Consider the following 12,867-nt stretch of genomic DNA (forward strand, 5'->3'; position numbering starts at 1 on the left):
TTAAAAGGAATGATCTTGCTTAATCTTTTGACAAAACTGTTGAAAATTAACAGCTAAATTATGCCAGCACTTTGCAAGATTCTTACGCAGTCTTGTCTCCTCCACTATGCGTAAAATCGTCTTTGCTTCTGCTTTGGCAACCTTAGAAGCGAGTTGAATTAAATTAGAACTAATGACATCAACCCAGCTCTTAAACTGGCGGCCATTGATGTTAACAGCAGACAGGGCATTATTGATTCGAGGTAATCTTTCCGAAGCCAGCCCTTGTGTAATGAGCCTGCGCCTTTCTTGAACTGTTAAAGATTTAGAAACAGGCGCAAACTCTTCCTCTTCCTCTTCAATCTGATTAATATCAGCTTCAGAAGAAAAAGCCGGCTCATGCTCAGTGTAAGAAGTGATTTTTTCAGTCCCTCTTGCTATCGGGACAAATCCTGGATTCATTTGCAACTCGCTCCTAGCAATAATAAATTTTTTTGCTAGCTTCTCTCTTAAGCTTAAATGAAACCCTCCAAATCAAGGATTACAAGAAGCAAATTGTAGCATTTTGATCAAATGCAAAAACCTACCATTGCAGGGAGTCATAATTTCTGCAATTCCCAAATTTATGCTACTCTACATTAATAGTTTATCACCCTAAAGGATTAGTTTCAATAGGGTGACCTTAAATGCATAAATTGAGCCTGCCTTATTCGTTCTCCGCTAACATTGGCAATCCACTCTTTGCCTGCTTTTCTTGCAGAGCAAGCTGTCCGCAAGCAGCCCCAATATCATCCCCTTTCGTATAACGGCAGGTATTGACGATATGCGATCCAAACAATACACTGCGGAACTGCTTAATCACTTTTTTCTCGGGGCGCTTTAATCTCAATCCTGGGACTGGATTATACGGAATGAGATTGACTGTGCATTGCTTCCCTTTCAATAAATGTGCCAACTCATGCGCGTGATCGGGATGATCATTGATTCCAGCCAATAGAGTATATTCAAATGTAATGTCCCGCTTTGTCTTTTGCGCATATTCATCCATCGCAGCCAAAATATCTTCTAATGGATACTTTCGAGCATAAGGAATGATCTTTTTGCGGATATGCTGATTTGGCGCATGCAAAGATAAAACTAAATTAACTTTCAAGCCCTCAAGCGATAAGCGCTTGATTCCCTCTACGACCCCGACTGTCGAAACAGTGATGCGTCGTTGCGAAATATTGCAGAAATCGGGATGACTTAAAATGCGAATCGATGCAACGACAGACTCATAATTTTTTAGCGGCTCACCCATTCCCATGTAAACAACATGCGAAACCTTCTCCCCTTTAGACGCAAGCCACTTATTGATTTGCAGAATTTGTTCAACAATTTCAGTGGGTCTAAGATTTCTAAAAAAGCCTTGCTGCCCAGAAGCACAAAATGCACAACGCGCAGGACACCCTACTTGCGAAGAGACACAAACGGTTCTTCTCGGACCCGATAAAATTAAAACAGATTCGACTAAACTTCCATCACGCAATCGCCACAAAAATTTAACTGTTTCTTGATCGCACGACTCGGTAAAACGAACCAACTCTAAAACTGGCAAACGAATATGCTTCGCGAGCTTTTCTCTCAAATCGCGACTCAAATTGGACATCTCATCCCAAGATAAAACCCCTTTCTGATAAATCCAATCCAAAATCTGCTTAGCGTGAAACTCTTTCTCGCCTTGAGCCTTTAACCATTGAGCCCAACCTTGATGATCTAAATCTGCATAATCCATAAAAAAGCCATTTTGATAAAAATTTTAATTTATTATAGGCTATTTAAACATATAAAGCCAGGTCTTTGCACGATTCAGTTTTTTTATTTAGTTTAAAAATTCAGGCTTCAAAATTATTTTCATTAAACAACGCACTCTAATTACAAAAGGCAACTAGTAAGAGAGAAGCTACCCCATAATCAACACCCTCTAACTCATTCAGTGGGGGAGGAGAAAAGAGCCAGTAAAAAAACTGCTTTAACTCGCATAGCCAGAGCATATAATAACTCTGCTTGGCTTTCAGCCTTTTCTCTGTTTCAGCTTATCGTTGGTCCAAATTGAGGCGTATTTTACGTGTTTTAACCGTTGCCCGATCGTACTACCAGCAACCCATTCGCCCACATAGGTTTCTTCATCGTGAAAAACAAGCATTCCTTTTCCCTCTGCGACGTCATCCTTTCATTCAACCTTGCAGACCTTACCATCGACGTACGACATCTTTTCCACTTCCATGCCCTTGGTTATCTTTAAATTCACCCTCGTATTCGTCTCCATTAGCATAAAGAAACCACCCATCTCCCTCCGCCCATTTATGGACTCTCCTTCATGCAGACCATCTTCATCATTACAGCTTGCGAAGCAGGCAAGGAAACAGGATCCGAAGAAGAAAATCTGAAGGCTCGTGAGAAGGGGTTATATTATTCATACACCTTCCTTTAATTAATCTATCAACAAAAACATTTATTTAATGATAAAAAAGCGCATTTAAAATAATAAATCAAATTATTTATTTACAAAAAAACTAAATCAACATTTCGTTTGCATTGGACATAGGAAGAATAAAGTAAGCTTTGATAAAGAAAGTGATAAACTCTTGCAAAGCGATAGAAATAGCGGGAGTTATTTACCGAGAAAAGCGACGCGAATGCGCCGAAGCCACAATTTTAAGAAGCGCCGCACATCTTTTTGGCGATAAAGCCATTTGAGCGTAGTCAATGTCCCAAAGTAGCGATGAAGAGTTTTACCTGTTTCCCAAAAATGTTGGATAACCATAGGGCCGGTTACCCAGCGCAAATCATAATCAACAAAAGCCCGCCGAATCGGTAAGCAACGCCCGGTCGATTGCAGGCAAAAGCGGCACATGAAATCAAATGCCGCACGCATTTGAAAATCTGTGCGAAAAATCCCGATTTCACCAAAAAGTTCTTTTCTAAACCAGCATCCTTGCAAGCCAGTTGGTTGCTGTCCTCTTTTCAATAGATCAGTAGTCAATGAGCGAAATAAAAATTTCAACTCCGACCTTCCATCTCTCAAAAGTGTTCCACAGTAGACAATTTCCGGACTGTCATGGCTGCGCGCAGCTTGCATCATATCCAACAAAGTATGATGGTGGATGTAGAAATCACCTGGAAAAATGATGTTGATGTAGTCACCCTGCGCCATCAAAATGCCTTGGTTAATCATCTGATAGAGACGATAAGCAGGGACTGAACTCAAGGTGATGGATTTTTCATAGCTATACAAAATTTCGAGAGTTCGATCGGTAGAGCCGGCATCGATGGCCAAAATTTCAAGTTTCGGATAATTTTGCTGGAGGAGGCTTTCGATCGTTACGGCTAAATTTTGCGAGCAGTTAAACGTTGGAATAATCACCGTGACAGATGGAAGAGAATACACCTCCATCTCGGCTGGATCACTCAAGTTCAAGGACAAAGGCGTTTGCTCGCTCATATTTACATGTCAAATTATAAAATTCTTAAGGCGCTTATCATTTCCCAACTCTTGCAAGTTTGCAAGAGATTTCCAGGGAAAAATCTAAAAGCGAGGGTTTTGGGAAGTTCCACCTATTTTCTCTTATTCGGTCTATAACTACCTTTCTCTCATTGAGATAAAATCGGCTGCCTAGTAAACTTTTCTCGTACATAAAATACCGCTTATACGCACAGCATTTGAAGTTTTTAACGCCAGCGCCAATTCAACAATCATCCTCACACATTATTTAGATGCTTTGTGTATAATCCCAAGCTTATCGATAAATAGGGCATGCATATGTTAACATTTCAGCAATTTTTGAGTACTTTAACGTCATTTTGGGAAAAACAGGGGTGTATTATCCATCAAGGCTACGATGTAGAAGTCGGCGCCGGAACCTTTAACCCAGCCACATTCTTGCGCTGTTTAGGGCCAGAGCCTTACCGAGCAGCCTACATCGAACCTTGCAGACGTCCAACTGATGGCCGCTATGGAACGAATCCAAACCGCTTACAGCATTATTTTCAATACCAGGTTATTTTAAAACCTTCTCCACTCAACATTCAAGATCTCTATTTGCAGTCACTAGAAGCCTTGGGATTCAATTTAAAAGAACATGACATCCGCTTCGTTCACGATGACTGGGAATCTCCAACTTTAGGAGCCTGGGGCTTGGGCTGGGAAGTGTGGATGGATGGAATGGAAATCACGCAATTCACCTATTTTCAAGCCGTGGGCGGTGTAGAACTCAAGCCCATTACAGGTGAAATCACCTATGGGATCGAACGCCTGGCCATGTATCTTCAAAAGGTCAATAGCATTTTTGACTTAAAATGGAATGATCATCTGACCTATGGAGATGTCTATCATCGCAATGAAGTCGAATGGAGTCACTATAATTTCGAAAAAGCCTCTACCCAGATGTGGCATCGCCATTTTGAAGACTATGAAAAAGAGGCGAAGCAATTAATCGCAGAACAACTCCCTATTCCAGCTTACGATTTCGTCATGAAAGCTTCGCATGCTTTCAATCTCTTAGATGCAAGAGGAGTCATTTCAGTTACAGAGCGCACCGGCTATATTGCTCGCATACGTGAACTGGCTCGGCAAGTCGCTGAAAGCTATATTCAAAGCCGCGAAGGACAGGGTTATCCTCTCTTGAAGCGTCAAAAGCAGGAAAATGATCTCTTACCACACAAGCTTTCACCAATGCCAGAAAGCCTGCTCAATGTCCATTCCGATGACACAGAAGACTTCCTCTTAGAAATTGGCTCTGAAGAATTGCCAGCCACCTTTGTCACCATAGGTGGGCAAAATATTGAAAAAGCCGTCCGCACCCTATTAGAAAAAGAAGAAATTGATTTTGAGCGCATCAGCGTCTATGCAACGCCAAGAAGATTGGCTGTTTATGTCCACCAGTTAGCCAAAGGAAAACCTTCTCAATCGATAGAGAAAAAAGGCCCTCCACTAGATCAAGCCTATCATCCAAATGGCGAGATCAAACCTGCAGGAGAGGGCTTTTTCCGCTCCTTAGGCCTTCCAGCCCCAACATTGAAAGCGATTCAACAGCAGAAAATTGGTGGTGTAGAGATCCGCTCCCTCAAAGGAATTTCCTATTTATTCGGAACTCTCTATCAAGAGGGAAGAGCTACAGCCGCTATCTTGGCAGAGCGTCTCCCGCAGCTCATTCTTGGACTAGACTTTCCTAAAAAAATGCGCTGGGCAGATTTAGATTTACTTTATGCTCGTCCTCTTCACTGGATTATAGCCCTCTTTGGAAGCGACGTCATTCCTATGCAAGTCGGCCCCCTTTCTTCTGGACGCACAACGTATGGACACAGACAATTAGCCCCCGGGCCTAATAACCTGGAAAATGCGCGTGACTATTTAAAGGTATTGCGTCAACAATCGGTCATGGCCGACCCAAATGAGCGCCAAGAATCGATTTTAGAACAATTAGCCGAACTAGAAGCAAAAAATGAAATTAAAATCATCGAAAGGGAAAGAGTCATTCCGCAGGTTTTGAATTTGGTCGAATGGCCCTATCTTACCCTATCAACCTTTCAATCTGGCTTCTTAAAGGCCCCTAAAGAGGTTTTAATTTCCGAGATGGTGGAGCACCAAAAGTACTTCCCAGTCGTCAATCCAGACGATTCTCTAAAAAATCTTTTTGTGATCACAGCCAATATCGTGCCAACTGAGCAAATCCGCCAAGGAAACCAAAAAGTTATCTCTGCCCGTTTATCAGATGGTGTATTCCTTTATGAAGAAGACCTGAAAGTTAAACTCGAAGATTTTAATGAAAAACTCAAAAAAGTAACCTTCCAGAAAGAGCTCGGGACGGTCTATCAAAAAGTAGAACGGATCATCGCCCACGCCAAGGTTCTGCAAAAAATGCTTAACATCAGCACGCCCGCTCGAGTCGAGCGCGCCGCCTTGCTTTCCAAAGCAGACCTCGCCTCTAATATGGTCTACGAATTCCCTGAACTACAAGGGACGATTGGACGCTACTACGCCTTGGCTCAAAAAGAAGAACCCGAAATAGCTCAAGCCATTGACGAGCAGTGGATGCCTCGCGGCGAAAATGCTCCCTTGCCGGAAAGTGAAACGGGAACGATCATTAGCTTGTCCGATAAACTCGACAATTTGATTGGCTGCTTTAGCGTAGGGCTCAAACCGACCTCGTCCTCTGATCCTTATGCATTGCGTCGTCAAGTGCTTGGTATGATCAAAATGCTGATTAAAGGACACTATGCACTTCCGCTGAAAGAGTGCTTATTACAATGCATCGAACATTTCCCGGCAGAAATCGTGAAGGACAAAAAGCAAATCGTCGATGACCTCTTAGCCTTCATCACTAACCGCGTCAAAACAGTCTTTCAAGACTATGGATTTTACAAGGACGAAATAGAAGCTAGCTTGGCTCATGGATGCCATGATATTTATGACACCTTTTGCCGCGTAAAAGCCTTACATGATTTCCGCCAACAGGCCAATAGCCAGTTCAGTTCTCTTTATGAGGTATACAAACGAGCTAAAGGACAATTAAATGGCCATAGAAGTGCGGTCATCTCCACGCAGTGGCTGTTGGAACCGGCAGAGCAAAAATTGAACTCTCTGCTCAACGTTCAGCAACAAGCTTTCAAAGAAGCGTTGTTCAAACGCGACTATAATCAAGCTTACGCTCTTATCGCAACAATCCAGCCGGCTTTAGCTGACTTGTTCGATCAAGTAAAAATCTTAGCCGACGACCCTCAGGTACGAGAAAACCGTTTAGCATTGCTCAAGCGCGTATTTGATCTCTTCGGTGAAATGTTAGATTTTAGCAAGATCCAAGAAAAAAATTCTTAAAGCTAAGAGGTGTTTACAAAATCGGACCGGATTTTGTAAACACCCTCTAAAGAAAAAGGCGGCTAAAGCCACCTTTTTACATTTAACGCAATCCCTCTATGAAAACTCAAGAGAAGGTCTTAACCTAACTTTTCGATTTCACTGTTTACGCTGAAAATTTCATCTTGAACCGCTACCAGCTTGTCGTCAAGCTCTGCGATTTTTTCCCTGTAAAGGTCAATTTTTGGTTGGGTGACTGCCTTTCCTTCGGCTGTGCCGGCATCGTACAGCATCATTTGGGCCTTGAGCTCACTTTCCAACACCTGCTTTTCCCTACTCAGCCTCGCGTGGTTTCTTGTTAAATCACCTATTTGAGCCGTCAACTCATCACCCCTTTTAACAGCCGCCACATCAGCGGCGAGCTTGGAAGCTGTATCGTCCAACGGGACAAAATTTTCCAGCACCTTCTGTGCGTCGGGATCGTCGAAAAAATAATGGATAGCTTTCATGAAATTCCCTAAATCATCCGGATTAAAATTTGTAAATGTAATTTCTCTCTCTTCATCAACACCCCAAGATCCATTCTTGAATGCCCGCTCAGCTTCTTTAAATTCTGGAGCTTGATAAAGGTCTCTATTGATTTTTCCTCCGGTAATTAAAGCTGCAAAAGTATCTTTATCAACCATTTCTTTCACTTGGTTTTTATGTACGATACGATCCATTAAAGCCTGCTTTAAATCATGCTGATTCTGAATATTGTCATTCGGAAGCTCTTGGATAATAGCATTCAGCGCCGCTCCGATAATCGCTGCCCCTTCTTTGGCCGTTGATCCAAAGATTTTCAAGCCAAGACTGACATCCAATAATTTGTTCGTGGCAGCTGATTGGAGCTGCTCAAAATTGACATTGTTTTCTCCAATTAATTGACTCATTGAAACAGCCGATCCCAATTTGGAACCATCAGGTGCCACCTCTCCTTTTTCCTCATAGTATGTTTTGACATGTTTTCTGACAGAGAGATCATTTTGATCGCGCTCAGAATACCCTTTCCACTTGATTGCCCGCCCTCCATCCACTCGATCATTGAAATTGGTTGGAATGGAGAGAGTTTGTGAAATTCCATTGCGGACATTAATGACCTGTATCTCTGCATTTTCCTCAAATCGAATCGAAGTCAGCGACTTCATTTGATCGATCAGCTCTTTTTGCTCCTCAAGGAATTTACCCTTCGCCGCCACAACTTCTGCCGAGTCTTTCTCTGAAATTCTTACCTCTTTAAGCAGCCCCATCATTTGCTTTCTTGCATCTTTTGAACGAAGAGCCAAGTCTTTATCCGCAATCTCCTGTTTGGTGTCTGCGATCGCCTCTTTCAGCTCATGCGCCTCTCGCGACTCAGGATCCATCGATAAAAGCCTCTCTTCCATTTCAGTCAATCCCGATTTAAGATACTGCAATGTTCCAAGCTTTGTTACGAGGCCGCCTTGCCCAAGCTTCTCTTCAAAACTACGGCTAAGCTTTTCATGCTCAATGGCAACTCTTCGTTCATTCGCCTTTGCATGAATGTGTTTAGTTATTGCACTGTCCGTCTGCCCTAAATTTTTAATAAAACTAGTCACCGAAGCCACGGCTTTTTTAATCTTGGCTATCGATTTTCCAAGTAAACTATCAGGGAGCGAACGCTCCGAAATGGTGATTTTTCCTTGCTTAACAGATGCCTTTTCTAACATAGCAGCCTGTCCAGACTCGAGAGTATTGCCATGCCTTTCCATAAATTTTTTTATCTGCATTGGAGTACTGGCTAGCTTGGAATTTGATGTGAAGCCGATGAGTCCTTTTTCAACATCTACTTTGACATATAGATGCCCTTTATATTGTACAGACTGAGATTGACTTGAAAATTCTTCTTTGGATTGCGGGACGTGAATAGGGACTCCATTCCCGATACCTTGCATACTCATAAGAACTCCTTAGTCCAATTAATTTAGTTCTTGATTAATTTTAATAATCACATCTTCACATTTAATTATACCAAATAATAATTACATTTTAAATTTCAATTAACATGCGAAAGATCTTTTAGATTGAATCTAACAAATCATTAAATCAAGAATTGTGCCATTTTTAACGAAAACATCGATGAAGTGAAGGTTGGTGAAATGAATGCTGGTCAAAAGAATTGCCCAGCTGAACTCTCAAGGTAAAAAGCGGCCACCCTGATTCTTTGGAGGAAGCACGCACTCTTTCGCGGAAAAAAAGCGATGCCTATTTTGCGCAACGAGCCGGTAAGCCCAGTCAAAGAAAACCGAGGGTAAAAACGATAGGCATCCCACCAAACTCCAAATCCCTCCAAGTAGCCAGCAAATGCGCAACGCCCCTTTCGCTAACACATACGTCTGTGGATGAGAAGATTGATAATCCTCGATTAGAATCAAACTATCCTTTCCTTTGTATTTATCAGGAAGATTTTTTAAATAGAAAGCTGCCGTTTCTCCTTTCAAAGGGGCAAACACGAAACGCCCATGCTTATCTAGCTTCAAAAGCAATTGCACAACCCGATCGCATAATCCACACTCTCCATCATAGAAAACTAAATGACTAAAAGGTTTGTACATCATCCCCTCCTTTTCTAGATGTCCATTAATAGACAACAAACACCCTTTTGTCAAAACAATTTTATAACCATTGAGAGTGTTTTAATAAATCAACTAATGTTATTATCCTTTTTGATCAGATAGGTATTTTAAAATACAGATGCTCAAATAACGTTTTTAGATTATCTTTAGTTAATCACATGGTAAGGACTTATATGTCTAATCCATTAATATTAGGCCCTTCACTGAATCTCCTTCCTGTAGTTCAAGTTTTCATTAGAACTTGCTGGACATGGAATGACCGCAGCGGAAAGAGCACAACTTTTTGCATTTAACGAAGTGAATCATGAAAGAAGAAAGATAAAATAGATAAATCAAGTCAATCAAGTTTTTCTTACTCAAACTCTTCCAAAGAATTCTAGGTTTTTAGCCTGCCTCTGTCGGCAGGCTAAAATACTCAAAAATTCAGATTAACAACCGGCGGATTGCGTTTTAAGTCATCAAATTGCTTAACGAGTGCCAGCACTTCTTCATCCGAGCAATGGCCGCTCTGAACCTTGATTTTGATTTCTTCTCTTTTGTACATCCAGTTCCGGTCAAGAATCTTTTGAACTGTTTCTATCAAGAGAGATTCGGCCTTTTCCTTATTAACCTTCTTTTGCAATAAATCAGATAAAACCAATTGCCCTTCCGCATCGTCCAAGTCGATCGCCAAAGAGAGTAAATCGCATGAGCGATGATTCTCATAATTTTCGCTATAGAGCTCGAAAATTTTCTGGCAAATGGAGACTTTAAAATCTTCCTTAGCCAAATTGAGCCGAACGATGTCGACTAACCGCGTTTGCTCTTGTCCATGCAGCAAGAGCCATCTTAAAAGATCGGTTTCCAAAATGCGGTCGGGATCGATCGTTTGAATGCCAACACTTGCTGTTTTTTTAATATAGATATTGGGCAGATGATCCTTTCCGACCCCTACAATCTCCTCAGGAACCTTAAGCAAATGAGCCAGTTTGCGAAGCGTCTCATGCACCATTAAAGGATGATCCCATTCTCTAATCAATTTAGTGGCATTCTGCATTAGTTCATTCTTCGCGGCCGGTGAGTCAAGGTTTAAGTCTTGTGAAAGGTGTTTAACAAGGAAGTTGATATAGTCAATGCTGACAGCTAATAACTTTAAAAACGCGTCTGGGCCCCGCTCTCTTAGAAAACTATCTGGATCACTTCCAAGCGGCATTTGCACAACCCTAACTTCAACTCCCTCTTTTTGAAAAAGATGGCCAATTTTGCTAGTGGCTTCCTGCCCTGCCTTATCTGAATCCAGAGCCAAGTAAACTTGATTGACTCCTAAGTTAACAAGCTCCTTAACATGCCCGTCCCCAAATGCAGTTCCTTGCCCTGCAACTGTTAGATTTAATCCAACTTGAACGAGACGCAAGGCATCAATCTGTCCTTCGACTATGATGGCTTTGCGTTCTTTAGCAATGCGCCTCCGCGAATAATTCAACCCAAACAAGACGCGTGATTTTTTAAAAAGCGTCGTCTCTGGCGTGTTGACGTACTTTCCACCGAACGTTTCCTCTTTGTATTTGCGTCCTGAAAATCCAATCACCCCACCTGAATGATGGTGGATGGGAAAAAGAATGCGATCGCTAAAAAACTCCCGCATTTGCCCCTCTTTATTGGACGCCAATAAACCAGCTTCCAGCAAAGCCTCATCTTTAACTCCTTTCGCTTGCATTACAGCTCGAAAGAGTCCGGGCATTTTAGGAGCAAGCCCTAATTGGAAATAACGTATAAAATTTAAATCAATTCCCCTTGAATAGAGATAAGCCAGAGCCTCATGTCCTTCTGCTGTATGCAATAGGCAATAATGATAAAACTGACAAGCCGTTTCCAATGCAGATTTGATTAAGCCTTTATTCAACCCCCGCTTTTCTTCACGTTCTTCGACTTCAAGATGGACGTGGAAGCGCTGTGCTAGACTTTCAACCGCCTCGCTAAAACTCATCTTCTGATGAGTCATTAAGAACTGGATCGCATCCCCATGGGCACCGCATCCGAAACAGTGGTAATGAGAATCTCCTTTCTGAACCACAAAAGAAGGTGATTTTTCATCGTGAAAAGGGCAAAGCCCTTTGTAGGAAGCTCCCGTGCGCTTAAGCTCCATATGGGAAGATAACACTTCAACCAGATCCACACGCTGCTTGAGAGTCTCTAAACTTTCTTTGTTAAAAATCGGCATTAATCATTCTCCTGAGGCAATAATTTTGCCTGGATTGACATTTGTAAACAAGACCGCTTTGAGAAAAATAATTAAAAGGTTTTAATTATTTGAAGTAATTGATATTTTCATAGTTTTACATATAAAGACTATTAAGCATGATTGATCAATTATCTTTTGTTCCTTTACCAGGCTTTTCCTCTCCCCATGTACAAACAATTTTGGGAACATTCAACCGCACAGGCAAAGCTCCCCCTTCAACCCAGTTACATGTTTCGCTGGAAGACGGCGACTCATTATGTTGCGAATTATCTACTCCTTCCTCTTGGACAAACACTCAAAAAACAATCGTGATGATTCACGGATTGGGAGGAAGCCATAATTCTTCTTATATGATTCGCCTAAGCCGCAAATTCTATCAAATAGGCTATCGGGTATTGCGCATTAATCTGAGAGGCTGCGGATCAGGTAAGCACCTTGCACGTCTTCCCTATCATGGAGGCGTCAGTCATGATGTTCGACGCGTCATTCAAGCGATCAAAAAGCAAACGCCATTATCGCCTCTCATTCTGATCGGATTTTCTCTTGGAGGCAATATCGCCTTAAAGCTTGCAGGCGAGTCGAAGGATCATCAAGACAGCCTGGTGGATCATACCATTGCAGTCTGTCCCCCCATCGATTTAACTAGAACTTTGCAAATGATTTCCCACTCTTCTAACCGCTTCTACCACAATTATTATTTAAAGCAATTGCGACCAATTGCCAAACAATGGATTCCTGGAAAGCTCATGGCCTCCATGTATGAATTCGATAATCACGTGACAGCGCAGGCGTGGGGGTTTAAAGACGCCGACGATTATTACCAGCAAGCAAGCAGCTGTTTTCTCCTCCCTGATATGCAGGCTTCTTGCCAAATCCTTTTTGCCATGGACGATCCCTTTATTGACTACAAATCGGTTTTAGAGCGCCCTCTTTCGCCTTCAATAAAAGTTTCTCTATCCCAATATGGGGGGCATATGGGATTTGTCGGCTGGTCCGGACGCAAACATTCCTATTTTTGGCTCGACCATCTTTTACACAAATGGATCGCAGCCACCAAGTGCGAACCATAAAAAAGAGCTCTTCTACTAAGTTCTGGCACAAACCAGCAAAGCATCCTGATCATAGTTTTAAGAAACCTTTAAATCCTAATTACTGCCTAAACATCGAAAATGGAAGCCCTCTACTGAGTCTTAATAACT

General features: G+C 42.0%; 8 protein-coding genes. 2 read left to right on the forward strand and 6 right to left on the reverse strand.

The features are described 5' to 3' along the window. The 3 genes from PNK_RS07390 to PNK_RS07400 all read right to left on the reverse strand — a co-directional run bounded on the left by PNK_RS07390 (position 1) and on the right by PNK_RS07400 (position 3,463). The gene (locus tag PNK_RS07390) at positions 1 to 441 is read right to left on the reverse strand and encodes a hypothetical protein (RefSeq protein ID WP_032124289.1); all 441 of its coding nucleotides are present in this window, start codon (positions 439 to 441) and stop codon (positions 1 to 3) included. Positions 442 to 685: 244 nt separating this feature from the next. Beyond that, positions 686 to 1,753 carry a dual-specificity RNA methyltransferase RlmN gene (gene rlmN, locus PNK_RS07395; protein WP_059061247.1) on the reverse strand — a complete coding sequence of 356 codons (1,068 nt, stop codon included), beginning with the start codon at positions 1,751 to 1,753 and terminating at the stop codon, positions 686 to 688. Between the two features lie 879 nt (positions 1,754 to 2,632). Continuing rightward, positions 2,633 to 3,463, reverse strand: coding sequence for a glycosyltransferase (locus PNK_RS07400; protein ID WP_059061248.1), 831 nt, complete (start codon positions 3,461 to 3,463; stop codon positions 2,633 to 2,635). Between the two features lie 318 nt (positions 3,464 to 3,781). On the opposite strand from PNK_RS07400, the gene PNK_RS07405 reads away from it, so the two are divergent. Next, entirely contained in the window at positions 3,782 to 6,835 is a 3,054-nt protein-coding gene (locus PNK_RS07405) for a glycine--tRNA ligase (RefSeq protein ID WP_032124287.1), read from the forward strand. 119 nt (positions 6,836 to 6,954) lie between these two features. On the opposite strand, the gene PNK_RS07410 is transcribed toward PNK_RS07405, so the two are convergent. The 3 genes from PNK_RS07410 to dnaG form a co-directional block, all read right to left on the reverse strand. Next, positions 6,955 to 8,772 (reverse strand): hypothetical protein, encoded by a 1,818-nt coding sequence (locus PNK_RS07410; RefSeq protein ID WP_059061249.1) that lies wholly within the window; start codon positions 8,770 to 8,772, stop codon positions 6,955 to 6,957. A gap of 234 nt (positions 8,773 to 9,006) precedes the next feature. Beyond that, positions 9,007 to 9,429, reverse strand: a complete 423-nt coding sequence (locus PNK_RS07415; protein ID WP_079992858.1) for a thiol-disulfide oxidoreductase DCC family protein — start codon at positions 9,427 to 9,429, stop codon at positions 9,007 to 9,009. Positions 9,430 to 9,862: 433 nt separating this feature from the next. Next, positions 9,863 to 11,647, reverse strand: a complete 1,785-nt coding sequence (dnaG, locus tag PNK_RS07420; protein ID WP_059061251.1) for a DNA primase — start codon at positions 11,645 to 11,647, stop codon at positions 9,863 to 9,865. Positions 11,648 to 11,784: 137 nt separating this feature from the next. Between dnaG and PNK_RS07425 the strand changes: the two genes are divergently transcribed. Further along, positions 11,785 to 12,738 carry a YheT family hydrolase gene (locus PNK_RS07425; RefSeq protein ID WP_059061252.1) on the forward strand — a complete coding sequence of 318 codons (954 nt, stop codon included), beginning with the start codon at positions 11,785 to 11,787 and terminating at the stop codon, positions 12,736 to 12,738. Positions 12,739 to 12,867: the final 129 nt, after the last annotated feature.

The sequence above is a fragment of the Candidatus Protochlamydia naegleriophila genome, from assembly GCF_001499655.1.
GTDB classification, from domain to species: Bacteria; Chlamydiota; Chlamydiia; order Chlamydiales; family Parachlamydiaceae; genus Protochlamydia; species Protochlamydia naegleriophila.